The organism is Bacillus sp. YC2, from assembly GCF_019891195.1.
Classification (GTDB): Bacteria; Bacillota; Bacilli; order Bacillales; family Bacillaceae; genus Bacillus.
Map to the genome: position 1 here is coordinate 645,628 of NZ_JAHXDO010000001.1, position 25,750 is coordinate 671,377.

At 45.9% G+C, this 25,750-nt stretch carries 24 protein-coding genes; 6 read left to right on the plus strand and 18 right to left on the minus strand.

All coding sequences use genetic code 11. The features are described 5' to 3' along the window. The first annotated feature begins 94 nt into the window (after positions 1-94). Positions 95-1,015 (plus strand): ATP-binding cassette domain-containing protein, encoded by a 921-nt coding sequence (locus KY305_RS03265; RefSeq protein WP_223061324.1) that lies wholly within the window; start codon positions 95-97, stop codon positions 1,013-1,015. Next, positions 1,012-1,965, plus strand: a complete 954-nt coding sequence (locus tag KY305_RS03270) for an ABC transporter permease (RefSeq protein ID WP_223061325.1) — start codon at positions 1,012-1,014, stop codon at positions 1,963-1,965. Before KY305_RS03265 ends, KY305_RS03270 begins: the two co-directional genes overlap by 4 nt. On the opposite strand, the gene KY305_RS03275 is transcribed toward KY305_RS03270, so the two are convergent. The 6 genes from KY305_RS03275 to cysL form a co-directional block, all read right to left on the minus strand. After that, the gene (locus KY305_RS03275) at positions 1,955-2,791 is read right to left on the minus strand and encodes a hypothetical protein (protein ID WP_223061326.1); all 837 of its coding nucleotides are present in this window, start codon (positions 2,789-2,791) and stop codon (positions 1,955-1,957) included. The two genes, KY305_RS03270 and KY305_RS03275, sit on opposite strands and share 11 nt — an antisense overlap. Further along, positions 2,782-3,579, minus strand: coding sequence for a hypothetical protein (locus KY305_RS03280; protein ID WP_223061327.1), 798 nt, complete (start codon positions 3,577-3,579; stop codon positions 2,782-2,784). Before KY305_RS03280 ends, KY305_RS03275 begins: the two co-directional genes overlap by 10 nt. Then, positions 3,548-4,471 (minus strand): DUF6895 family protein, encoded by a 924-nt coding sequence (locus tag KY305_RS03285; RefSeq protein WP_223061328.1) that lies wholly within the window; start codon positions 4,469-4,471, stop codon positions 3,548-3,550. Before KY305_RS03285 ends, KY305_RS03280 begins: the two co-directional genes overlap by 32 nt. A 49-nt stretch (positions 4,472-4,520) precedes the next feature. After that, a complete protein-coding gene (locus KY305_RS03290; protein WP_223061329.1) occupies positions 4,521-4,700 on the minus strand; it encodes a hypothetical protein in 180 nt (59 codons plus the stop codon). Between the two features lie 148 nt (positions 4,701-4,848). Beyond that, a complete protein-coding gene (gene lipL / locus KY305_RS03295) occupies positions 4,849-5,712 on the minus strand; it encodes an octanoyl-[GcvH]:protein N-octanoyltransferase (RefSeq protein WP_223061330.1) in 864 nt (287 codons plus the stop codon). Positions 5,713-5,767: 55 nt separating this feature from the next. Next, positions 5,768-6,658, minus strand: coding sequence for a cysJI operon transcriptional regulator CysL (gene cysL / locus KY305_RS03300; RefSeq protein ID WP_061522482.1), 891 nt, complete (start codon positions 6,656-6,658; stop codon positions 5,768-5,770). Between the two features lie 115 nt (positions 6,659-6,773). On the opposite strand from cysL, the gene KY305_RS03305 reads away from it, so the two are divergent. Next, complete coding sequence (locus tag KY305_RS03305; protein WP_223061331.1) at positions 6,774-7,763, plus strand: YeiH family protein; 990 nt, start codon at positions 6,774-6,776, stop codon at positions 7,761-7,763. 39 nt (positions 7,764-7,802) lie between these two features. Here KY305_RS03305 and pta read toward each other — a convergent pair whose 3' ends face one another. Next, the gene (gene pta, locus KY305_RS03310; RefSeq protein WP_223061332.1) at positions 7,803-8,774 is read right to left on the minus strand and encodes a phosphate acetyltransferase; all 972 of its coding nucleotides are present in this window, start codon (positions 8,772-8,774) and stop codon (positions 7,803-7,805) included. A 256-nt stretch (positions 8,775-9,030) separates the two neighbouring features. Here pta and hemQ point away from each other — a divergent pair, with 256 nt between their 5' ends. Next, positions 9,031-9,795: a hydrogen peroxide-dependent heme synthase gene (hemQ, locus tag KY305_RS03315; RefSeq protein WP_214800022.1), complete on the plus strand. Its 765-nt coding sequence runs from the start codon at positions 9,031-9,033 to the stop codon at positions 9,793-9,795. Between the two features lie 122 nt (positions 9,796-9,917). Then, positions 9,918-10,697 (plus strand): NADPH-dependent reductase BacG, encoded by a 780-nt coding sequence (gene bacG, locus KY305_RS03320; RefSeq protein ID WP_223061333.1) that lies wholly within the window; start codon positions 9,918-9,920, stop codon positions 10,695-10,697. Positions 10,698-10,711: 14 nt separating this feature from the next. Here bacG and KY305_RS03325 read toward each other — a convergent pair whose 3' ends face one another. The 7 genes from KY305_RS03325 to KY305_RS03355 form a co-directional block, all read right to left on the minus strand. Beyond that, positions 10,712-11,911, minus strand: coding sequence for a transaminase BacF (locus KY305_RS03325; protein ID WP_223061334.1), 1,200 nt, complete (start codon positions 11,909-11,911; stop codon positions 10,712-10,714). Between the two features lie 12 nt (positions 11,912-11,923). After that, a complete protein-coding gene (bacE, locus tag KY305_RS03330; RefSeq protein WP_223061335.1) occupies positions 11,924-13,105 on the minus strand; it encodes a bacilysin exporter BacE in 1,182 nt (393 codons plus the stop codon). Next, a complete protein-coding gene (gene bacD / locus KY305_RS03335; RefSeq protein WP_223061336.1) occupies positions 13,102-14,520 on the minus strand; it encodes an alanine--anticapsin ligase in 1,419 nt (472 codons plus the stop codon). Before bacD ends, bacE begins: the two co-directional genes overlap by 4 nt. A 17-nt stretch (positions 14,521-14,537) precedes the next feature. Continuing rightward, the gene (bacC, locus tag KY305_RS03340; RefSeq protein ID WP_223061337.1) at positions 14,538-15,299 is read right to left on the minus strand and encodes a dihydroanticapsin 7-dehydrogenase; all 762 of its coding nucleotides are present in this window, start codon (positions 15,297-15,299) and stop codon (positions 14,538-14,540) included. After that, complete coding sequence (gene bacB / locus KY305_RS03345) at positions 15,296-16,006, minus strand: 3-((4R)-4-hydroxycyclohexa-1,5-dien-1-yl)-2-oxopropanoate isomerase (RefSeq protein WP_223061338.1); 711 nt, start codon at positions 16,004-16,006, stop codon at positions 15,296-15,298. Before bacB ends, bacC begins: the two co-directional genes overlap by 4 nt. Next, entirely contained in the window at positions 15,996-16,610 is a 615-nt protein-coding gene (gene bacA / locus KY305_RS03350) for a prephenate decarboxylase (protein ID WP_223061339.1), read from the minus strand. The genes bacB and bacA overlap by 11 nt, the downstream gene beginning before the upstream one ends. Positions 16,611-16,771: 161 nt before the next feature. Then, entirely contained in the window at positions 16,772-18,007 is a 1,236-nt protein-coding gene (locus KY305_RS03355) for an MFS transporter (protein ID WP_223061340.1), read from the minus strand. 219 nt (positions 18,008-18,226) lie between these two features. Here KY305_RS03355 and KY305_RS03360 point away from each other — a divergent pair, with 219 nt between their 5' ends. Then, positions 18,227-19,429 carry a multidrug effflux MFS transporter gene (locus tag KY305_RS03360; protein ID WP_223061341.1) on the plus strand — a complete coding sequence of 401 codons (1,203 nt, stop codon included), beginning with the start codon at positions 18,227-18,229 and terminating at the stop codon, positions 19,427-19,429. 31 nt (positions 19,430-19,460) lie between these two features. Here the strand turns inward: KY305_RS03360 and KY305_RS03365 are convergent, their stop codons facing one another. The 4 genes from KY305_RS03365 to KY305_RS03380 form a co-directional block, all read right to left on the minus strand. Next, the gene (locus tag KY305_RS03365) at positions 19,461-20,879 is read right to left on the minus strand and encodes an amino acid permease (protein ID WP_223061342.1); all 1,419 of its coding nucleotides are present in this window, start codon (positions 20,877-20,879) and stop codon (positions 19,461-19,463) included. A gap of 24 nt (positions 20,880-20,903) precedes the next feature. Beyond that, positions 20,904-22,586 (minus strand): M20 family metallopeptidase, encoded by a 1,683-nt coding sequence (locus tag KY305_RS03370; RefSeq protein WP_223061343.1) that lies wholly within the window; start codon positions 22,584-22,586, stop codon positions 20,904-20,906. A 70-nt stretch (positions 22,587-22,656) separates the two neighbouring features. Next, complete coding sequence (pruA, locus tag KY305_RS03375; protein WP_223061344.1) at positions 22,657-24,204, minus strand: L-glutamate gamma-semialdehyde dehydrogenase; 1,548 nt, start codon at positions 24,202-24,204, stop codon at positions 22,657-22,659. Positions 24,205-24,426: 222 nt separating this feature from the next. After that, on the minus strand, positions 24,427-25,713 hold the full coding sequence (locus KY305_RS03380; RefSeq protein ID WP_223061345.1) for a Glu/Leu/Phe/Val family dehydrogenase: 1,287 nt from the start codon (positions 25,711-25,713) through the stop codon (positions 24,427-24,429). Positions 25,714-25,750 lie beyond the last annotated feature (37 nt).

Here is a 25,750-nt window from a genome sequence, read left to right on the forward strand (position 1 = left end):
TGCTCTCATTTTAATCGCTGCCGGCCTGATCGGAAGCATGTTCTTCGGTTTTGACGGCTTTTATCCTAATTCATAAGGAAGGTGAGGAAATACTATGACTGAACCAGCCCTGATACTAAAAAATGTCTCTAAAACAATCAATCATACACCAATTGTACAGTCAATCTCTTTCGATGTGAGAAAAGGTGAGATATTCGGCCTTTTAGGTCCGAACGGCTCAGGAAAAACCACTATTTTCAGAATGATCGTACAGCTTATTAAAAAAACAGAAGGCGCCATTTCATTCAGGGGCAGGCCGGACAGCGACTTTGAATACTTTATGAAACATATCGGGGTTATCATCGAAGGCCCGGACATGTATCCGAATATGACCGCTTTGCAAAACCTGAAATATTTCACTAAACTGCGCAGTGGCTCGCTGCGAACGGATGACCTTATGAATATCCTTGCAAAAGTCGGATTAGAGCAGGCTGCCCGCAAAAAAGTAAAAAATTTCTCATTAGGCATGAAACAGCGCTTGGGGCTCGCTTATTCTCTTCTCCACAACCCCGGGTTATTAATTCTGGATGAACCGATGAACGGCCTCGATCCTAAAGGCATGAAGGAATTGCGCACCATTCTTTCTGATTTAGCGCAGCAAGGAGTTTCCATCTTATTATCAAGTCATTTATTGTCGGAAATGGAGGAGATTTGCGACAGGGTTGCCTATATCAAAAATGGACGGATTTTAGGAATTGAAGAGATGAAGAAAAGAAATGATTCTGCTCAGAAAAAGCTGTTTACCGTCACGGTTAATAACCCTGAAAGGGCGAAAGAAATATTAGAACAGGAAGGTATTCTTCAAGTGCAGCAAAAAGAGAACCGCATCATTGAATTGGAAGCAGAAGAAGACACCATTCCGTATGTCATTAAATCTTTGGCAGAGAAAGAGATTCTGATTTCCCGCGTTTCCGCAAGAACTTTGTCTTTGGAAGAAAAATACATGATGATAACAGATAAGGAGGATGCGGTATGAGCATATTTCATCTGGCACAGAACGAATTCATAAAAATAACCCGAAAAAAAGGCACGCTTTTATCTCTTTTTTTCCTGTTTCTCATCGTTTTGCTGACCGGCCTTATCATGAACCATGAGTTAGATGCTTCTTCGGATAACAATTGGAAAGAACGGCTCCTCGCAGAAAAAAAACAAGAAGAAATTGAGAAACCGGCTGAAACGACGGGCGTTTATTATTCAGCCGATGTTAAAAATAAAGACTATTATTTGGAGCATAATATCAACCCCTATGAATGGAACGGCTGGAGATTTTTCGGCACGGTTACTTCAAACGGACTTGAGATTTTCGTAAGCTTAACCGCGATTTTAACCGTCAGCGGGGTTGTTTCTAAAGAGTTTGCCCTTGGGACGATTAAATTTATCGCTACAAGCCCGAACCGAAGATGGCGGATTTTAGCATCAAAATTTCTGGCGTCCCTTCTGTTTACCGGTATGATTTACTTATTTTACTGTATGAGCTGTTTGCTGATCGGCGGCGTGTTATTCGGTTTTTCTAATGCTTCATATCCACTCGTCTATACTCATTTAAATGACAGCCTGTATACCATCAGTTCATTAAAAGCATCCGGGATCATTCTCCTTTTACGTTTCATATCAATTATAAGTATTGTCACCATTGCGTTCACTTTGTCAGTATTGTTCAAAAGCCAGGCTCTCTCCCTTTGCTTATCCATTTTACTGCTGTTTGCCGGCAGTATATTGGGCGGAACTGATTTGCTTGCCCAATATACATGGTATAAATTTACGCTCTTTCCGCATTTAAATCTCGTTGCTTATGTAAATAAAAGCGCGGGTGATGCGATTTCAACATTAACAATCCCCTATTCTGTGACGATGATAGCGATCTACTTTCTTATTTGTTTATTGATTTCTTTTTCCGTCTTTCAAAAGAGAGACATTACAGCATAGACAGCGATGCGGCGGCATAATGAGCGGACGGCAGAAAATACTGACGGTCCAGCATTTTGCCGCTGACCTTCCCTTGGTCCATAGCTAATGGATTTAAATAACCGAAGCTCCCGCTGCTTCGTTGCTGAAAGCATAGAAATTCCCGCCCTTCCCGTATAAAAAGCGCCTCATCGAATTGGAGAAATTTCATAATGGCTGTGTATTTTGCAACGGCGTCAATGTGATACCTTCTGCACTCAGCTAACATTAAACCTGAGAAAGCAAAATCTGATGTTTTGTACCATTCTGTGAGAAAAGGCTGCAATTCTTTCATCTGCAAGTAAGCGGCGGCAAAAAGGGCATCCATCTGTTCTTCCTGCCTGCCGCCTGCTGCCATGAGCAAATCTGCCTCCCGTTTCATGCTGGATTCTAAGTAAACGAGCAGCTCCTCCAGAGAGACCGCTCCAAAATAAACTGCTAACACCATTAGGATCATGGAGGAAGGCTCTGAATTCAGCTCATCTTGTAAACCGCTGACCATTTGTTCAAGTCCGTTATGAAAAAAAGTGCTTTTTGCGGCATTCATCCTGCGGTATACATGATACGCATACGCGAACAGAACCGGATGGCATTCGTGCGTTTTTTCTCCAAAATAACGGTCTAAGTATAGAATGACTTCTTCTGAATCCTTTCTTTTTTCAAATTGATGACATGCCGCTAAACCGCAAAACAGGTGCATAAGATCATCTGCTTCCATTTCTTCCGGCTGCAGCTGGAGGTTCTTCCAAAAAAACAGCAGCCATTTTTCTGTTTTTTTTAAATTAAAATGTTCCTTTACTATCTGCATGTTCCACACTCCAGATTCAGAATCTCAATCGCCGGCAGAAGAGCCGGAGCGAAATGAATGGTTGGATTCTCGTTATTTATATAATGAAGAGCAGCTTGACAGCCATAAAAAAAAGGATCGATACATGATTGGATAAATAACATAGTGCACAGTTGTTTCATTTTTTTGCTGCCGATACAAAATACAAGCCATTTTTGAATGGAAGCTTTCAAGCCGGGATGAAGCTGATGCTCCCCCTTATCTAAATGAAGAAGACAATACTCAATAAACTCCAGCTCGTTTTCCGCTGTTCTCTTCCATGCGTCATGAAGCAAAGGCTGAAACATCGAATTTTTGTAAAAGCGCACTTTTTCATGATCAGATGACATTCCCAGTTCGTTCAGCAAACCGACTAATTCAGCGTATTTAAAATAAGGCCATTCTTTTTTTATAAGATAGCCATTTTTCAATCCATGACGTATAATCTGATCATCCGCTTCCAATCCCTGCTTCTTTTTATAAGTTTTTGCCGTTAAATAGATGTGAATCAATTCATTGACAATAGCCGTATTACAGTGAAACAGATCTTCCCAGCATGACTTATCAACGAAAGCAGACGCAATCCTTTCAGTATGTTCTTTTACAGCGGAAGAATGGCTCGTCTTCCTGTAGTGCTTGCAGAAGCCGGCAAACAGCTGAATACTCTTCATATCCGGAAGCGATTGTTCAGCAAAAGATAATAAAAATGTATCCGTCTCTTCAGCTAATCTGTTCAAGTTATTCGTTCCTTTCTGCTCTAAGACAGGCATGCGCGGCTCCCGCAGCGACAAGTGTTGTATGGTAGCAATGTTTAAACACATCTTCTCTTCGCTGTTCACCTCTCATACCGGCTTTATGTTGATAGGTGATGCCCGGAACATTCCCTTCTTTCATTCGGCCCTGGTATATTTTATTCCAGGCTGCCGCATAGAGCGGTTTATGATTTTCTTTTTCCATGTCGATATTTAAAAAAGAACTGCACATCAATAATTCACTGGTAATATCCAAATTCTCAAGACATATATAGATCCCTAGAAATTTCAGGACCTTTTCTTTTAAAGACGGCAGATGATACTCTTTATCTGTAAGCGAAGAACATCCCATGTCTGTTATATAAAAAATCGTATGAGTCATACTGTACGCATCATGATCAGTCATATATGTATTTGGGATATTCTGACCAGCCGCTGTGTAGTTATATAAGTCAGAAAAGTCCGTTATTTCGGAAGTTACACCTGCTCTTTGCAGACTGTACTTCAGATCCATTTTCCGAAAGGGAATTTTAGCAAGGCTGCAATCAAAACGCGTTGCCGAGAATTTTTCCAGCTCCCATATCACCGAAGCCCGTGACGGGTGATCAGTTAAGGTAAGAAATTCCCCTGCTATAGCCAATCCGGCAAGTCCGTCCGGATCAAAATGAATAAATTCCTCAAGCTGATCATTGTGAAGCCTTTCTGTAATAAACTCTGTTAAAACAGCAACCTCCTTATCATCTGCCTGATTTCTGATTAGGTAATTGGTAAGAAAAATGAGCTCTATAAATATTTTAAGCCGCCATCTGAAATCATTCGCTACTTTATGATTCATATCAAAGAAATGGATATTCTCAACAATCCATGACAGTGCTCCCCGCTTAATTTCTCTTATATACTCTTGTGTCAAACTCTCACCACCTTGATTCAGATGCGTAGGTCCCAAACAAATGATAATCTTACTTTTGAGCGGCTAAATCAGAGAAATTCAAATTCGGGTTTTGATTGTCTTCTTGACTCGGCACTACAAGCACCCAGCCGCTCCAAGCGAAAGTATTACCTGATTGCTCTGCATCTCCGGCTAACAAATGTGTCGGGATAGTGATTCTTTTTTCTTCTTTTATTTTTTTAAAATTCATATCTCCATCTCCTTCAGTTTATAGAATTATTTGGAACCTACATCAATATATTAATCAAATAAGGTATATATTGTAAACTAGTTTTGATATAACACTTCTTTTTTCACTATAATTAAATAGTATATAATCACCAAAAAAAAGCCCGGACCTAGTCCAAGCTTTCCTTCGTACCGAACACCTTCTCATTCCGCTCAAGCATTCGGGTCAGATTTTTTTCAAATACCGCTTCTTCTTCCTGCGATAATCCCGCTGCATACAGACATCCGCTGAGTTCCTTCAGTTCAGTCAAAAGCGACAGCATTAAGTCCTGCACGGTAATATCTGTTTGGAGCAATTCGCTTAATGATGCCATCGTTTCCGGCCGGATGTCGGGATATACGCCTTTTGGGTCGTTGCTTTTATCTTTTAAAGCCGCTTGATAGAAACGTCTGATCAGATCAGCGCGTTCGCTTCCGCTTTTGTCGGCGCAGAGATAGATTTGCACCGCCGCTCCTCCGCGCAGGCGCCTTTGAGAAATGCCGGCGAATTTTCTGCCGCCGATGCTGAGATCATAGCTGCCCGGACAGTATGACCCTTTAATTTCATAAGCTTTGATTTCTGCATTGTACGGGCTCAGCATGCGCCGCATCAGCTCGGCCATCGCTTCGTATCCCCTGTCGATGTCTATGCCTTTTTTTTCATCTTTAAAAATAAGAGAGATATTTAAAACGCCTTCATCAAGCACGACCGCAAGCCCCCCGGAATTGCGGACAATGACGCGGTAACCTTCATCCTCAAGCAATTTCACGCCGTCTTTTAAAAACGGAAGACGTGTGTCCTGAATCCCGAGAACGATCGTTTGGTGGTGCACCCAGGAACGGGCTGTCGCAGGTGAATCCCCTTTGCCGACGGAAGCGCACAGCGTATCATCCATCGCAAATGATTGCTTCGCATCAAAATAAGGGCCAAGGCTGGATTGGTCAATGATCCTCCAGCTCGGCTGCATGAGTAAATCAATCGGTTGCTTTCCCATCTATATTAAATCCCTTTCGTTATAGGCTTTGAATGCGTCTATTATATCATTCCGCTCATGATGATTGAAATTGGCTTTTCAGAAGAGCGATGAAGATTTCTTTGTTTTTTGTGTTCTCCATAATGGAAGATTGAATGATAGACAGTTTCCGCTTTAAGGAGAAGCCTTTTACATGAAGCACGGAAATGCTGTGGTGAAGCAAATCCTTTTGCAGCACGCTTTTTGATAAAACAGAAAGACCCAGTCCGCTGATTACGGCTTCCTTGACGCCCTGGTTGCTGCTGATGGTCATCATGGACTTCGGCCGCAGCCCGTTTGAATGAAGCACATGGTCCAAGTATTCTCTCGTCCCCGAGCCTTTTTCCCTCGTCACCCATGCTTGGTTTTGCAGGTCTGTAATCGGGATGTTTTTTTTGCCTGCCAGAGGATGACCGTTGGGAGCCGCGATGCATAATTCATCCTCCATGAACGGCTGAATGTCCAGCTCGTTTTTTCCCGTATGCCCTTCAATCAGTCCGATATCGGCTTGAAGCATCCGAACCGCTTCACTGACTTCCTCTGTGTTGCCGATCATCACGTCTAAGTTCAGCTCGGGATACTCGCCGTGAAGCTGTGCGAGAAGCGGCGGCAGAATATATTCGCCGATGGTAAAGCTCGCTGCGATTTTCAGCTTTCCTTTTACATAATGATGATGGGCGTAAATTTCTGATTTCGCCTGCTCGTATAAAAAGACCATTTGCTTTGCGCGCTGATAGAGAATATCCCCTGTCGGCGTCGTCGTAAAGTGCTTCGGCGAGCGGTTGAGCAAAGCGGTTTGAAACTCCTTCTCGAGATTTTTGATGTGCAGGCTGACACTCGGCTGAGAAATCATCAGCTTCTGCGCCGCTTTTGTAAAGTTCTTTTCTTCTACAACAGCAATGAATGTTTTCAGTTCGCCGTAATACAAAAAGCATCGCTCCCCATTATTAATATTCCTTATCGTTTAGATCATATAAATATATTTTACTAATGATTGAAACCGCAGTAAAGTGAAGTTATCAAGATGATGGGAAGTGACAGGGATGAAAAACGGTGTTTCAGTTTTGAAGGGGGTTTCGGTTGCCGCAGTGATTGCGTTTGCAGCTTCTTATGCCGGCAGCCTGCCTTATTTAAATATGCTTGGCACGCTTGTGATTGCGATGCTGATCGGCATGCTCTGCCGCGCGGTAATCGGAGAGCGAAAATCATTAGAGCCGGGGATTGCTTTTTCAAGTAAATACTTGCTGAAAACGGGCATTATTCTGCTTGGCATGCGGCTGAACCTGGCTGATATCTATCATGCCGGCTGGCATGTCTTTGCGATCGCAGTCAGCTGTATGCTGTTTGCATCTGCCGTTGTGTATATGCTGTCCCGCCTGTTCCGTATAGATCAGAATCTCAGTATTTTAACTGCTTGCGGCACAGCGATTTGCGGGGCTGCTGCTGTTGCGGCGATAGCTCCGCAGATCAAATCAAATGAAAGCGCTGCCGCTATCAGTGCAGCCGCTGTCTCTTTACTGGGAACCGTCTTTACGGTCATTTATTCTCTTTCGTATCATTTATTAGGCTTTTCTCCCGCGGCCTTCGGGGCGTTTTGCGGGGCAACGCTTCATGAGGTGGCGCATGTGGCGGCAGCCGGCAGTATCGGGGGAAAAGAAGCTGTCGAGATGGCGGTTATCGTCAAGTTGACGAGGGTTGCGCTGCTCGTTCCGGCTGCATTGGCACTTGGATTATGGGCGCGCCGCAACGGAGAATCTGAGCCGCTTTCTTTTTCTTCTCTGCCTGTTCCTTGGTTTATCTTTGGATTTCTCGGAATGAGCGCCGTTCACACACTAGGTATTGTTTCGGCATCACAGGCCGCGTTCCTTGTTCATGTATCGTATGTCCTCATCGGGATGGCGATGGCCGGGCTCGGCTTGAAGGTGCATGTGTCAGCGTTTCAAAATAATGGCTGGAGAGCGCTGGCGGCGGGTTTGCTCGGTTCTGTCTGTTTATCTCTGTTCGGCTGGGCCGCAGTCACTTTTTTTCTATAAAAAAACGGCCGGCCTTTAAAAAAGGCCGCCGTTTCAGGGTTACAGCGCTTGAGCTGCCGTAATTAAAGCAAGGTTGTAGACGTCTTCGGCGTTACATCCTCTTGAAAGATCGTTTACAGGCATATTTAAACCTTGTAAAATCGGTCCCACCGCTTCAAATCCGCCGAGGCGCTGAGCGATTTTGTAGCCGATGTTTCCGGCTTCCAGGCTTGGGAATACAAATACATTTGCGTCCCCTTTAATTTCGGAATCCGGCGCTTTTTTCTCAGCAACGGATGGCACGAAGGCAGCGTCAAATTGGAATTCTCCGTCCAGAGTAAGCTCAGGTGCTTTTTCTTTTGCAACCTTAACGGCTTCCGCCACTTTTTCTGTTTCGTCTGATTTTGCCGATCCTTTTGTAGAGAAGCTGAGCATCGCTACGCGCGGGTCGATATCAAACATTTTAGCCGTATTGGCGCTTTCGATCGCGATTTCCGCAAGATCTTGGCTGTCAGGCGCAATGTTGATTGCACAATCCGCGAAAACGTATTGCTCGTCGCCGCGGGCCATAATGAACACGCCGGACGTTTTTTTCACGCCTTCTTTTGTTTTGATGATTTGCAGCGCAGGGCGAACCGTGTCGGCCGTAGAATGCGCGGCTCCGCTGACAAGGCCGTCTGCAAGGCCTTTATACACAAGCATTGTGCCGAAGTAGTTTTCGTCTAACAAAGCTTTGCGCGCTTGTTCTTCCGTCGCTTTTCCTTTGCGGCGTTCTACGAAAGCCTGAACAAGTTCTTCCATGCCTTCATATGTATGCGGGTCATAAATATCAACGCCGTCAAGCGTGAGATTTAATTCTTTCGCTTTTGCTTGAATTTCCTCTTTATTGCCGACAACGATCGGCTTTAATACCTTGTTGACCGCCAGGTTGTTGACCGCAACTAGGATACGTTCGTCCATTCCTTCAGGAAATACGATTTTCACATCTTTTCCTGCTACTTTTTCTTGTACTTTTGTAAATAAATCTGCCACGATATACCCTCCTCTATGTTGACAAAAAACGCTTACTTTTACAGCATACTCTTCTTCCAGCTAAATTCAAATAACCAACTTCTATTATAGCGCTTTCAATTAAAAATCTTATTTTTCTAACTAATTTAATCACCTATGCAAACACGGCTTAGTTTCTCATACAAGACTTGTGATTATTCAAGGTTTCTCCACAGCCGAAACGGTTAAACTGTGATATAGTGAAGGCATTAATGAAAAGATATAGGAGTGAAGATAAATGAGTGAGCAGCAAAAAACGAATGAAGCGGCCCAAACTTTGGACGGCTGGTATGCGCTTCATGATTTCCGCACGATGGACTGGGCTTCTTGGAAACTGTTATCCAGCGATGAACGCCAATCGATTATTTATGAATTTACGGGTCTGCTTGAAAAATGGGGCGCCGCCCAAAAAGAAGGAAGAGGCTCGCAAACCATTTACAGCATCGTCGGACAAAAGGCAGATTTTATGCTGATGATTCTTCGACCGACAATGGAAGAATTAAATGAAATTGAGCTTGAATTCAATAAATCAAGGCTTGCTGAATTTACGATTCCGGCCTACTCCTACGTGTCAGTGGTCGAGCTGAGCAATTACTTGGCGAGCGGAGACGGTGATCCGTACGAAAATCCGCATGTGCGTGCACGCCTTTACCCTGAGCTGCCGGAAGCAAAATACATTTGCTTCTATCCGATGGATAAAAGAAGAAGCGGCGAAGATAACTGGTACATGCTGTCCATGGAAGAACGCAAAAGCCTGATGAGAAGCCACGGCTTAATCGGACGGAGCTATGCCGGCAAAGTCAAACAGATTATCACAGGATCTGTCGGTTTTGATGATTACGAATGGGGCGTCACGCTGTTCAGCGATGATGTGCTTCAGTTCAAAAAGCTTGTCTATGAAATGCGTTTTGACGAAGTCAGTGCCCGCTACGGCGAATTCGGTTCATTTTTTGTCGGAAACCGCTTGTCTCTGGACACCCTTCCGAAATTCCTATATGTGTAATGCTCTCTCCCGCCCTCTCGGCGGGGTTTTTTATTTGTCAGAATTTAAATAAAATTTGCTATTTTAGCGGTTTTTTTTTACGATGTAAAAGAGATTCCATTTTTATAAAGGGGTGCAGATATTTGTCAAAACGAACCGCATTTATTATGGGAGCCAGCCAGGGAATCGGCAAAGCGATTGCTCTGAAGCTGGCGGACAATGGTTTTGCCGTTGTCGTCAATTCACGCGTCCTCGAAAATATTGAACCTGTGAAAGAAGACATTCTAGCCAAACATCCTGAGGCAAGCGTTACCGTTCTTGCGGGTGATATGTCCGATCAGCAGACGAGAGCGGGCGTTTTTGAAAAAATCGAATCACAATGCGGACGGCTTGATGTCCTGATCAATAATATTCCGGGCGGATCGCCGGATACGTTTGAAAATTGTGATATTGAGGATATGACAAAAACCTTTACGAATAAAACAATTGCTTATATCGACTCTATGAAAAGGGCCGCCTCATTCATGAAGCGGAACGAATTTGGCAGAATCATCAATATCGTCGGGAACCTGTGGAAAGAGCCGGGCGCAAACATGTTTACCAACAGTATGATGAATGCCGCTTTAATTAATGCCAGTAAAAATATCGCCATTCAGCTCGCTCCTCACAGCATTACTGTCAATTGCCTGAATCCAGGGTTTATCGCTACAGACCGTTATCATCATTTTGTGCAGAATGTCATGAAGCAAAACAGCATTTCCAAAGAGGAAGCGGAAGAACGGATTGCTTCGGGTATTCCGATGAAACGCGTCGGGTCTGCCGAAGAAACCGCTGCACTGGCCGCATTTCTCGCCTCTGAAGAAGCCTCTTATATTACAGGGCAGCAAGTCTCAGCGGACGGCGGCAGCATGAGAAGCATATAAAAAAATCCCGCTTTTTAGCGGGATACTTCTTGTAATGAGGAAAACGGCAGGCTGAGCTTTTGAATCCGCATGACAAATTCCCGCAGTTCCTCCTGCTTGGCCACCATCGAAATTCTGACATAACGTTTTCCTCTGCTGCCGAAAATCTCGCCCGGCGTCACGACGACATGGGCATGCTCCAGCAAATAGTCGGAGAATTGGTGTGAGGACTCAAATGTTTTCGGAATTTCAGCCCATACATAAAACGTTCCTTTCGGCTTTTCGATGCTCCAGCCTAATTCCTTTTCACATAACTCCGTAAAAAAGCCGATTCGTTCCGCATAGATGCGCTTCAGGCTTTCTGTGTGGGCGGGATCTCCGGACAGCGCCGCCGCTGCGGCCTGCTGAAGACCGCCGAACATGCCGACGAAGACGTGATCCTGAAACTCATTGACCGCCTGAATGATTTTCTCATTCCCAACGGCAAACGCCATTCTCCAGCCTGCCATATTAAATGTTTTTGAGAATGAATAAAGCTCCGCGCCGACAGCTTTTGAACCTTCCGCCTGCAAAAAGCTGGCCGGTTTTTTATCAAACTCAAACGCACCGTACGCAAAGTCATGAATCAGATGGATCTGGTTCTTTTTGGCAAATGCAGCCGCCTTTTCATAAAACGCAGCGTCTGCTACGGCTCCCGTCGGGTTATTCGGGTAATTCAAAAACATCAGCTTGGCCTTTTGCAAGACAGCAGGATCGATCTGTTCAAAGTCCGGCAAATAGCCGTTTTCCGAATGAAGGGGCATCTCATGCAGCTCTGCCCTTGCCATTGTGATTCCCGATAAATATTCAGGATAGCCGGGGTTCGGGACTAATGCGATGTCACCGGGATTGAGCAGACATTGCGTCAGAACGTACAGGCCCGCCTTTCCTCCGCCGAACAGGGCGATTTCCGTTTCCGGGTTGATGGAAACTCCGTACTCCCTCTCATAAAAACCCGCAATGGCTTCCTTCAGAAAAGGATAGCCCCCAAACGGCCCGTACCCGTGATAAGAAGGATTCAGAGCGCTCTCCCGCAATGTCTCCACAATATGCGGCGGTGTGGGGAGATCAGGGTTTCCCTGCCCGAGATTAATGATCTCTGCCCCCGTTTTTTCCATCTCCTTTACCTTTTGAAAAACGAGCGAAAATTCCTGCTTCGGCAGTGTCTTGATGACGTCGGACGGTGTTATTTCCATCTGAAAGACTCCTTATAAATGAATTTGCTCTGATTTGTTATCTCGTTCCGAAAACGATTTATTGACCAGTTTTGTATGCAGAAACAAACCGCTTACCAAGATGACGATGAAAGCCATAATCACAGAGGCGTCTAACACGTTGATCAGCATGGAACCCACCGCAATGCATAACCCGATGGACGCCTCAGCCACGGAAAAAATCCGCCCTTGGATCTGATTCGCCGCGTTCTCCTGCACTTTGACCTTCGCCAGCACTTCCCCATACTCCATCGCGATGAAAAAGAGAATAGCGGCAATGACAGAAACGGCGAATATCGGCGTAAACAAAAACAGCGCAAGCGAGACAATGGATAAAACGGTAAAATACAGTAAACCTTTATTATTGTTAAAGCCCCATTTGCTGACGAGAGCGGCACCGATAAAACCGCCGAAGCCGATACAGAAAGTAAGGATGAAGTTGCCGATTTCCCCGTCACCTAAAAAACGGCTGACGATCGGAAAATAGCTGTAGACGACACCCCACAGAAGCGCCATCGTAATCATCGTAAACATAGCGTTTAATACAAATGAATTCGTTTTGATTTCCTTCAGGCCTTCTTTAAACGATTGAAAAGCCTCTTTCACATTTTCAGACTGAATCGGCACAGATTGAAGCTTAATGCGTCTGATAAAAAACGCGGAAGTCAAATAGGTCAAACCGTTGAAGGCAACAGCCAGCTGTACAGAGCCGCCTATCAGGAAAAGCCCGCCGGCCGCAGCTCCGACAATAATGGAAATCGTCGTGGCTTTTGCAAATAAGGTGTTGATGTTTTTAATATCCGATTCTAAAGAAGACATGACCGCAAGGCGGGCCGGATTAAAAAACACGCCGCTTCCGTAAGAAATAAACAGCAGCGCCAGAAAAATCAGCGGGTACTCGCCTTTCGGGAGAAACGTGAGCCCCAAAAAGATGACACCCCTGATCACATCCGTCCACAGCATGATTTTAATCCTGTCGAGGCGGTCAACGAGGACGCCTAAAAACGGCTGGAATACCATCGGAATACTCCGAACCGCGATGACACCCGAGGTTACCCAGTAATCATGATAGTATGTAGACAAAATGAGCAGGGCCGGGAGAACACAATAGTCTCCCATAAACGAAAGCGCCTGCCCATAAAGCAAATATTTAGAGTTCGGTTTCAGCTGTTTCATACCGATAACGCATACTTTGCAGTCAGCTTCGCCTGCTGCTGGATTTGTTTGATTGACTCAGCCACATCAAGAGAATTGCTGCCTTTCAGCTCAAATGCCGCAATGGAATTAAAAGCTTCGAAGAGCCGCAAATCAACAGACGTACCAGGTGCAGCCGCTGAAAAAGAAACCAGTTCGGTATCTCCTTTTAAGATGCCGGCCGGAATCTCAATGTTTTCAATAACGAAATCCGCAACCGTCTCAGGAAGCTGGCCGTTTTCTTTGAAATGCTGAGGATACAAATGGCAGTCAGCGATATAGCACGGTTCTTTCTCCAATAATCCGTTTGGCAGATCGGCGTCTTTTCCGAAGCAGAGAACGTCCAATAATAATTGTGCCATATCGACGCCGAAGACCTTTTTAATATTCGGAATCATATTCCAGCCTGCGAATCTGGCTGCGGACTCAATTAAACCGGCTTCTCTGTTTTTCATTAGTTTAATTTCCGTATGTGTCGCGCAATTTTGCAGCCCAAGCCCTTCATTTGCCTTTTTGGCCGCTTCGACAATTCTGCGCTTCGCATCGTCATCCAAGACGGACGGGGTAATGTGAGATGTTTCCGTAAATCCGATCTGCGGTGTTTTGTCATGGATGGCGACCGGGACATATTCTCCATCGGCCATGATGCCTTCTATGCTGATATAGTCGGAATAACCGCCCGTTTCATACCAGTCGTCATACTCTCCCTGCAAAAATTCCTCCGCGATAAACGGCGCTTCAAATGTGACCGCTTTCGGTACGTTGATTGATTTCAAGTAATCATTGACTCTGTTAAATTCAGCCTCGGCCGTTTCGATGTCTTTGATGAGCGTCACGCCGATGGAGCTCGCCAAATATGTCGGTTTTAAAATTAGCGGCGTGCCGATTTCTTCAAGCGCGGAACGGAAATCCTCAAGTGTGGTGACCCGTTTGTTTTTGATCGATTTGACGCCCGCTCGGTTAAAGGCGGCTCTCATTTTATTTTTATCCCTGGCATTTTCAGCGGCTTGTACACCTGCGCCCCTTAATCCGAGCCGTTCACAGGCTTTCGCCATCGGCGCGATAAACAATTCATTATTTGTCGTAATGGCATCGGCCTGAAACATTTCTGCAACCTTGACAATTTGATCGACAACCTCTTCTTCGGGCTTATTATGGTCTTCATGCGCCCAATAGATCGAATCGGGATGCTCAAAATCAGCTAAACTTTGAAAATAGTCTTTATCTTTAATGACCGCAACCGAGTATTTTTCAATTAACGCCGCATGAGAGGCTGTAATCGCAAATGGTCTCGGAATAAAGCTGACAAGATTGTATTTTTCGGCTGCGCTCTTATAAAACATGTGCGGCGGGCAGCCTCCAAGATCCGCGATAACCAATACTGTTTTTCTCTCCATATGTAAACACTCCTTCTCTATTGTGCGGTGTATCCTCCGTCTGCGGTGATGGCGCTTCCGGTCATATAGCTTGATAAATCCGAGGCTAAAAACAGCATGACATTCGCAATTTCTTCAGGCTTGCCGAGCCTCAGCAGCGGATTTACTTTCGCTTTTTCTTTCTTAATTTCTTCAAGCGTGCCTTCGTTATTTTCGAGAAACGATTTTTCATTCAAAGGTGTGTCGATGATACCGGGGCACACACAGTTGACGCGGATATTGTGTTTGGCGTAATCAACGGCCATAGAACGAGTCAGCTGCAACACGCCGCCTTTAGAGGCGTTATATGCAGGTATGTCAGGCCATGCCACCACTCCCCCGACAGAACACGTGTTGATGATATTGCCCTTGCCGCGAATGAGCATATGCTTGAGCGCGTGCTTGCTCATTAAAAACATGCCTGTCAAATTGACATCAAGCACCTTGTTCCAATCGCTCAGCTCCATTTCATGGATGGGCGCCACGATTTCGATGCCTGCATTATTAAGCAGGACGTCTAACCCGCCGAACGTATCAATCGCTGATTGGACGGCGTTCTGACAAGCCGTCTCATCCGTAATGTCCGTTTGGACAAAGTGCAGCCTGTCATTATTTTCTTTCCGAATCATCGCTTCTCCCTGCGCTTCATCAATATCCGCCACAACGACATTTGCCTGCTCGTTCAAAAACGCTTGAACTGCGGCATAACCGATGCCTGATGCCCCCCCTGTAATGAGGACGGTTTTATCGGTAAGGTTCATGACTTCTTCTCCTCTAATTTTTTTGCTTTTGATCTGTTATAGCGCGGCGGAAAAAAGACATTGATTGATTTTGATTCTTTTTCAAATCGGTTGATGGCGCCGTGGTCTTCTCGGGGATCACAGAAATAAGCGGTGCCGAATTTCATTTCCACTTTGCAGTCTTCGACGGTCATATCATAGCCGCCGCCGATGCAGATCCCGATTTGTTCATTGCGGTGTTTATGGAACGGCATTTCTCCGCCGTTGCCCGGAATATTCGCAAGCATGATTTCGACCCAGTCTTCCACAAAGAACGTGACTTCCATACCGGGCATTAAGTCTCTAGTTTTGTAAATATTCAAAAAATAATCTTCAGGACTTGTATATGTTTCATCAGCTTTCAGCCGTTTAATATCAATGGCGATCACTTCTTGGTCTGTCTCATTTCTTGCCCCGTGCGGCACATTCGGCGGTGCGATATAGGCAGATTCCAAAGCTGTCATTTTCTTTGTGACGTCTCCGACAGTCATGGACAGCTCGCCTGAAACGACAATGCCGATTTGGACTTCCTTATGCTGATGCGGCTCGACATTGGTATGCGGCGGGACGTAAGACATCAGTACTTCAGTATCACCGCGCACGGAAGAATACTGCCTTACCCCGTTTTCCCACTCTATTAATTTAGGCGTCGGGAAATAGATTTCCTGCAAGTCTTGTTTAGTTTTCATATTCAATCTCTCCTTTTCCGAATAATGACCAGCTCATAGGAATGCTTTTAAACGTTTTAACGAATCGAAGACCGTACTTTTGTCTGGCAAGCTCATTGGTTAAGGCAATGTCAGACAAGCCGTCCTTCACTTTTTTGGCGGCTGTGCTGGTCGAATTAACCAGATCAAATGTGACAGCTTTTCGGGTAAAATACTTAATCAAATTGATAGGAGACGGGTGGGAAATGATAACAGCCGTATCAAGCATGTCATCTGTATATTCAAAATCGGGACGAACAGCCAGGCCGTACATCGGTGTATCGCACCTGAAGATTTGCAGAAGCTGCAAATCCGGCCTCATGTAGAAATGCTTAATACCGTCATAAGCATGCGGCACAATCGTGTATTCCAGCGGGCTTTGAAGCGTTTTTTCAATGCATGATTCAAATGTATCATGCAGTGACAGCTTACTGTTCACCCCTTGAAGAAGGGTAAAATTGGAGATGAAGTTCTTTGCTGCGTACTCACTGCTAGTCCCTTCAGGACCGAGCGTGTTGATCGTAATCAGTTTAGATATTGAATAAGCGTTGCTTTTTGTCTGAATGCTATTATCCAATATAATCATGAGCACCAACCAATCTTTTAAATTTTAAGTAAATATTATCCATAGAAAATCAAGCTGTCAATATTATTTGAAAATATTGATAATTATCCCTATATAAAAGAAAAAACCCTAATAAATAGGGTATTTAAAGTTTGTATTTACAGGAATTAAGAAACTTTATTTTATTGGGACAATGATTCATCCGCTTTCTGATCATACCTGCCGTATCTTCTGTAGGCAAACACGCTGAGTCCAAACCCGATCACAGTGACGGCTGCACATATAAAACCGACAGCGGCATATCCGTATCCGACATATACCGGACCCATAACGGCTGAACCCAAAGTCACGGCCAAATTGGACGCTAAACTGTAAAACGCCATGATTTTGCCCCGATGACGCTTTGAGCAATCACTTAAAATGGTGCTGAGTAAGGTCACTGTCAGGCTTTGCATCAATCCCCAGATGAATAAGCCGATGACTAAAAACGGCATTGATGACGGCGCATATGCAAGACAGGCAAGCCATATGCTGATGACCGCCATTGCCGTGATAAGGGAGCGCATTTTCCCGGCCTTGTCAGCGATTTTTCCAGTAAACACACTCATGGAAAACCCGATGCCGTAAATCATAATCAACAGGCCGGCCGCTGTATTCCCGCCGGAAAACACGTGATGAAGATACGTACCTAAAAACGAATACATACCGTAAAAACCAATCATGTTGCAAAAGGTAATCGTGATATAGACGGGGACACGCGGCACTTTCAGCGCATCCCGAAAAGTTCCCGCCGGCTGCTCATTTTCCTCCTGTTCACCTTTTTCCGCAGCATGGCGGCGCACTTCAAATACAATAAGAGAAGCAACGAGGACAGCCATGATGGCGAAAATCCAAAACGTCCATCTCCAATTCATAACTCCTCCGATAAAGGAACCGAACGGAACGCCGAAAATTAAAGCGAGCGACCAGCTTGACACAATCAGGCCCATCACCTTGCCCCGGTATGCATAGGGCACCCGGTCTCCGACAACCGCGTATGCGGTCGGCACAAAAGCCCCGGCTGCCAATCCGGAAAGCGCCCTGCCTAAAAAGAAGAAAAAGATATTCTGCGCCAATGCGCATATCACCGTTCCGGCTATAAAGATCAGAAGCCCCGCCATCAGGCTAAGCTCTCTCGAATATTTATCTCCTAATGGAACCAAAAGCGGCGCTCCGATAAAAATCATGACGCCGTAAATGCTGATCGACAGCGCCAGCACACTGACATCCGAGCTGAAGGCACGCGCTAAATCCGGCAGAAGCGGTGAAATAACAAGCTCTTCAGAACCCGCGGCAAAGACGCCTAAAGTCAAAGCAAGCGCGAGGCATATCGGAAAATGGCGTTTCGTTTCGCTGTGATTGGTTTGTTTGCTGTTCATTCTCTCTCAACACCTCTTCCGGAAAACTTTCCAAATGTAGTTGTTTTATAGTTTAGCATCCTTTATTTTCATTTTACATTTCATGCGAAAACAAAATCATCTAAATAATTTACAATCGGATTTTAAATAAAATAATTAGTTTATTTTCTAAAAATAAGATAAAACAAGCCTGCGGGATATGCTATAGTGATAGAATCATTTGTTAAGGTGGGTCATGTGATGAATAAAGGTCATTCAAAGTCCGCCCGCGCCAGTCTCGGTATGGTATTGATTCTCGGGACATTGGCTTCATTCGGGCCGCTTTCTCTTGATATGTATCTTCCTGCATTGCCTGAGGTCGCGGCGGATCTTCAAACGACAACGTCGCTTGCACAGCTGAGCCTGACGTTTTGTCTGCTTGGACTGGCGATCGGGCAGATTATCGTCGGGCCGCTCAGCGATATGAAAGGGCGCCGGAAACCGCTGCTCATATCATTGGTGCTGTATACGCTTTCTTCATTATTATGCGCCTTCAGCCCCTCTGTTTCATTTTTAATTGTGATGAGGTTTATTCAAGGCTTTACCGGAGCCGCCGGGATCGTGATCGCCCGTGCTTCCGCCCGCGACATGTATTCCGGTAAAGAGCTGACCGCTTTTTTCTCATTATTAATGCTTGTGAATGGGGCGGCGCCGATTTTAGCGCCGATTACCGGAGGATTTGTCCTTCAATTTGCCAGCTGGAAAACAGTGTTTATTGTATTAGCGGTGATCGGATGCCTTATTTTTATTTCAGTCCTTGCTGCTTTGCCTGAATCACTTCCATTGGAAAAACGGACAAAAGGCGGGCTTCAGGAGACGCTTACGACGTTTCGGCGCCTGCTTGGCGACCGGATGTTTATGGGCTTTGCCCTCAGTCAGGCATTTGTGCTGACCGGCATGTTCGCTTATATTGCCGGTTCACCATTTGTGCTGCAAAACATATACGGCGTGTCGGCGCAAATGTTCAGCCTGCTGTTCGCCATCAACGGGGCCGGGATTATCGCCGCTTCCCAGATCACGGGACGGCTTGCCAAGAAACGGGATGAGCGCAGGCTGTTTGTCGCCGGGCTTATCATCGCCATCATCGGCAGTATTGCGCTGCTGTTGTCGCTTGCCTTCGGTCTCGGACTGACTGCCGTCTGCATCTCTTTATTTATCATTGTTTCCTGTGTCGGGATCGTTACGACGACAGGTTTTGCACTGGCCATGCAAAAACAGGAGAAAGGCGCGGGGAGCGCTGCGGCTCTTCTCGGACTCCTGCCTTTTATCGGCGGAGCGCTTGCCGCTCCTTTGGTCGGCGCAGCCGGAGAAGAAAATGCTTGGCCGATGGCCGCGAGCATTTTCGGCTTCAATTTATTTGCCATTCTCTCCTATATCCTGTTGGTAAAACGGAAAACAAAGTAAAGCCCGCCGCTATATGCGGAGGGCTTTTCTCTTATCCAGCCGCGTCTTTTTCTGAAGCAGCGGGCTCCTTTTTCAGGCGCTTCTTTATGCTTAAGTGGTAGTATGCATAACAGATGATCATCAGCGGCACGCCGCAATATAAACCGATTCGCTGGTCGGGGATGAAAATAAGGCTGAGCAATATAAGCCCGTAGATGACAAACCCGAGGATTGGGACGATTGGATAAAGAGGTGTTTTGAATGCCAGGTCTTTCACATTCCCGCCTTCAGCGAGGAACCGTCTGCGAAAGACAAATTGCGAGGCGCAGATTGACATCCACGCGACCACGGTAATCATGCCTGATATCGATATCAGCCATACATACACCGTTTCAGCAGCCACCACACTTGTCAAAAGGGACAAACCGGAAATGGCGATTGTAATGAACAGGGCTTTCAGGGGCACGCCTTTTTTCGTCAACTTCGTTAAAGATGCGGGGCCCATTTTCGTTTTAGATAGCGACCACATCATTCTGGAGGAAGCGTATAATCCGGAATTGGCCACCGATAACATCGCAGTCAAAATGACAAAATTCATAATATCAGCCGCATACGGAACGCCGATTTTATCCAACACAGCCACAAACGGACTTTCAATCACACCCGCCGTTTGATACGGCAAAATAGAGACAAGGACAAACATAGCGAGCACAAAGAAAAACAGCGTCCGCCATATCACATTACGAATGGAGCGGGGAAGTGTCTTTTCCGGATTTTCGCTTTCACCGGATGCAATGCCGACGAGTTCGGTTCCCTGGAATGAGAAATTGACCATCACAAGCGTAAACAGGACGGCTTGAGCGCCGTTAGGGAAAAGACCTTTATCGGTCATGAAGTTTGACAGATAAGGCGCCTGCTGCCCCCCCTGAAAACCGATAAAGCCGAACACCGCAGCACAGCCGATGATGATAAACAGTACGATCGCCACCACTTTAATGCTTGAAAACCAAAACTCCGTTTCAGCAAAACTCCGCGCTGACAGCGCATTGATGAAAAAAATAATAACGCCGAAAACGAGGCACCACACCCAAATCGGAACCGCGGGAAACCACCGCTGCATTAAAATGCCCGCGGACGTCAGCTCAAGTCCGACTGTATTGGCCCAGCTGAACGCATACATCCATCCGATCGTAAAACCGGTTGACGGTCCCAAAAACCTTGAAGCATATGCCTGAAACGAACCCGCGACCGGCATGGCAACCGCCAGTTCTCCCAAACAAAGCATAACCAAATACATTAAAAATCCGCCGATCATGTACGCCAATACCGCGCCTATCGGCCCCGCTTCACTGATCGTAAAACCGGAGCCTAAAAACAGCCCGGTCCCGATCACGCCGCCAAGTGCAATCATAAATAAATGCCGGCCTTTCATCGTTCGCTGTAATTCATTTTGATTGGTATCTCCCTGCATATTTCATCCCCCTCATTCCAATTTTTAGCCGTTGGTGCGTATGTCTAATCGGTAGCTTTGCAGCAGGTGCATCGTGGTTTGCTGAATGAGCTCAGGCAGAACATGAAATGTATACGGCTTATACACCCTTTCCGTCCATTTATGACCGTCCTTACCGTACACCCCTATGTTGACCGATGGTATATTCAATTCCCTTATTTCTTTAAAAGGAATCGTGCCGATTATGTCCCACCCCGGAAAATTATCGGTAAAAGCTGAGATTTCTGCATCTGTCTCATGGAGCGATAAAAAACTTCCGTCCGCTAAAAAAGGAAAAAACTTTTTAAAGGCAAATGTTTCGCCCGTTAATGCCGCTGTTTTTTCTGCGGCTTCTTTAATGACATTTTGTAAAAGCCGGTCGCGGGTGCTCTCTTCTTTCAAATAATTATGCGGCAGGTATGGCGGCGCATAAAAAAGGATGACTTTGGCTCCCTGCTCCGGATCAAGCTTTTGCAGCTCTTCGACAGCCTTAAAGCATCTCATCCGCAGTTCAAGATGTTCATGCGTTTTAAATGCTTGTTCAATGCACTGCTCCGGATCGATGCCGCGGCTTTTCAGCCTTTTCAAGTAGTCTTCAAGACTGTACACTTGAATGTTCCATGCCAGGTCTTTTTTCGGGAGGCTCGTCCGCTCGCAATATTTGTCGTAATAATCTGATAACTTATGTTCTGTTTCACGGCAGGCGTCAGCTGCGACGGCTGTCAGCTGATCCATGATTTCTTTGGCGGTTTTTTCATATATGAAATAATTAAAATACAAATAACTGCTTACTGCGGTTTGCACATTATACGCTTCCTTGTTATCACGCTGGTACAGGCATGACGGCGGCAATACAAGCTCTCCTTCAATGCTTTCAGCCATGTGGATATTATTGTGGATTCTTCTCGTGATTTCTGAGGCGATCAGATTTGGATCTATGCCCGCGAGCGTATCACCGACATGCACCTCGCGTCCGTAAATCGCAAAACACGGCAGAAGCTTTCCCGCGGCGCCGGTGTAAATATACCTTGTCGTATCGCCGTCAAATAAGGGCGTGATAAAGTCGTTATTAATCGCTGCTAAATAATTGATCTGCTTTTCTTGTTTCAGCCGTTTTAATTCAGAGATACTCGTTAATATGCCGGAATGCTGACTTTCCTCATCAGGATTAGACATAAATAAGATATGGCCCGGCAATTGGTCGCACCGCTCTGAAAAGTGCAGCAGATTTGCGAGATGAACGGCAATTCCGCTCTGCATATCAACGGAGCCCCTTCCGAACATCCACTCCCCCGAGCGGGCATCCCGCTGTACGTCCTGATCAAATTCATAGTTTGAAAAATACTCAGCCAAACGGTCAGAATCAAAAGCAATATCCTTTAAAGGGCCAAAATCTTCGATGCCGACCGTATCCAGATGGGCGTGATAGATGATCGTATTCGGGCTTTGTCCGTTTCCTTCAATAAACGCGAAAATATTTTTGCGGCCGTAAGGGTCTTCCGGAATCGCCTGCTCCCAAACATGTGAAGGGTTCTCCTGAAAGTAAGGAAAGCTCTTTATCATATCTTTGATAAAGTCCGCTTTTTTTCCTTCTCCCAATGTGCCGTTTATGCTGTTTAATTGAACCAAAGATTTCGTAATGGCTTCAATTTTCTCGCCCGGGAGCATTTTGCTGATTTGCTTATACATACCCCATCCTCCTTGTTTGTTATAGAGAAAATAGCGCGATTTTTTTACACATCGCGCTATTTCCGCAAGATTAATAGGCTTCAGACGTTGTTTTTGCCTGCATATGGAGAATCAGATAATCAGGTCCTCCGGCTTTGGAATCCGTTCCTGACATATTAAAGCCTCCGAATGGCTGATAACCGACAATCGCTCCGGTGCAGCCCCGGTTGAAGTAAAGATTTCCGACGTGAAAATCCTCACGGGCGCGTTCAATATGCGAGCGGTTTTTCGATAGCAGGGCGCCCGTCAGGCCGTAATCCGTATTATTGGCAATCTCAAGCATGTGATCGAAATCACGGGCTTTGCAGATCGCGACAACCGGCCCGAAAATTTCCTCCTGCATCAGGCGGGCATTTTCATCTACATCGGCAAAAATGGTCGGCTGAATAAAATACCCTTTTGAATCATCGCCTTCCCCTCCTGTCAAAAGTTTTCCTTCTGTCTTGCCGATTTCGATATAACTCATGACTTTATTATAAGACGCTTCGTGGATAACTGGCCCCATGTATGTATCATAATCTTCCGGATTACCCACTGTTAATGATTTCGTTAAGGCGACGGCTTTCTCGACGACTTCATCGTATACGGCCTGATGAATGACCGCGCGTGAACCGGCTGAACATTTTTGGCCTGAGAATCCGAAAGCGGAATACACAATCGAAGAGGCTGCAAGATCGATATCCGCATCTCTGTCCACAAGCACCGTATCTTTTCCGCCCATTTCCGCGATGACCCGTTTCAGCCATTTTTGGCCCGGCTGCACTTTTGCCGCGCGCTCATAGATGCGGCAGCCGACCGCACGGGAGCCTGTAAAGGACACAAATCTCGTCTTCGGATGCTCGACTAAATAATCGCCGATTTCCGCTCCGTCGCCAGGAATGAAATTGAGTACGCCGTCCGGCAGACCCGCTTCTTCCATCACCTCAACAAATTTCGCTGCAACGACCGGCGCCGCATCAGCCGGCTTTAACAAAATCGTATTTCCCGATACGATCGCAGCTGCCGCCGTTCCGGCCATAATCGCAAGCGGGAAGTTAAATGGAGAAATCACGATCCCGACGCCAAGCGGCTCATAATGGTACTGATTATGTTCTCCTTCTCGGCTTTTTACGGGAGATCCGTCTTTCAGCTTCAGAATCTGCCGCGCGTAATACTCTAAAAAGTCTATCGCTTCTGCCGTGTCGGCATCGGCTTCTTTCCACGGTTTTCCCGCTTCTTTCACAAGGTAGCCTGAGAATTCATGTTTTCTTCTGCGCAAAATAGCCGCTGCTTTAAACAGCACACTTGCCCGGTGCTCCGTCCGTACTTTTTTCCATGTTTGAAATGCCTGCAATGCCGCCTGCATCGCCTTCTCGGCAATCTCTTTGTCCGCGGCGGATACGGAACCGATGACTTCTTTTTTATCAGCCGGATTGATGGAAACGATTTTTTTATCCGTCTCTATTTTTTCGCCGTTAATAACGAGCGGATAATGCTTGCCAAGCTGTGTATTCACATAAGCCAACGCTTCTTGGAACGATTGTTTATGTGTCTCTTCCTGAAAATTTGTAAACGGTTCGTGCACATATGAAACTGTCATATGAAATCCTCCTCGTTGTGTGTACTGTTTTCTCACGGTATGTAAGATGCAAGAAGTATACCAATGATGATGATTTTATATAAAAAAAGAGAGGTTCGTTGCCGAATGTGAACGAAGCATGTCCGATTTTGACTGAAGCTTTCTGAAAAACGCAAAGGAATTTTGCGATTCTCTCGCTGATTCACGCAAAATTCCTTTGCAGTGCTAAATGGTTTTTATCGGTTACACCCAGCCGCGGAAACGGGCGGCTTCAGCTGACTTTCTGATACCTGTCATATATGCCGCTAAGCGCATATCAACCTTGTGCGTATGGGATGTCTGATAAATGGACTCAAAAGAATGTACCATCACGCTGCGCAGTTTCTCGGCGACTTCAGCATCAGACCAGTAATAGCCTTGATTATTTTGCACCCATTCAAAGTAAGATACCGTCACGCCCCCGGCGCTTGCCAAAATATCCGGCACGAGAAGCACGCCTCTTTCGTTAAGAATTTTCGTCGCGTCTATCGTTGTCGGCCCGTTTGCCGCCTCCACAATGATAGAGGCTTTAATGTTATGGGCGTTTTCAGCCGTTATCTGATTAGAAATGGCAGCCGGCACGAGAATATCACAATCCTTCTCCAGCAGTTCTTTATTAGAAATGACATCTGTAAAAAGATTCGTCACGGTGCCGAAGCTGTCGCGCTTATCCAGAAGATAGTCAATATCAAGACCGTTCGGATCATACAAAGCGCCGTGGGCGTCTGAGATGCCGATGACTTTTGCGCCGGCGTCATGCATAAACTTGGCGAGAAAGCTCCCGGCATTTCCGAACCCTTGAATGATAATGCGCGCATTCTCCAATGGAATGCCCTTTTTCTTTACAGCTTCTTCAATACAAATCGTGACGCCTTGCGCAGTCGCTGTTTCCCGTCCCTGTGATCCGCCTAAAACGATCGGTTTCCCCGTAATGAAACCGGGTGAATCAAATTCACGCAGGCGGCTGTATTCATCCATCATCCACGCCATGATCTGCGAGTTGGTATAGACGTCAGGAGCCGGAATATCCTTTGTCGGGCCGACGATTTGGCTGATGGCCCGCACATATCCGCGGCTTAATCGTTCTAATTCGCCGAATGACATCGTCCGCGGATCACAGATGATGCCGCCCTTTCCGCCCCCGTAAGGAAGGTTTGTGATTCCGCATTTTAACGTCATCCAGATGGAGAGCGCCTTGACTTCCTCTTCATTAACTTCCGGGTGGAAACGGACGCCGCCTTTTGTCGGGCCGACCGCATCATTATGCTGTGAGCGGTAGCCTGTAAAGACCCGGACGCTGCCGTTATCCATTTTGACAGGAATACGGACGGTCAGCATCCGCATCGGTTCTTTCATTAAGTCATACATATTGTCGGGATACCCTAATTTACGCAAGGCTTCCTTTATGATTGACTGTGTGGACAAAAACAGATTAAGTACTTCTTTTTCTTCATCTTTTTGGTTGCTTTTTGAAAGCGGGTTGGCTGACATGTTTAATCACCTCATCATGTTTTACGTTTAAGCTACA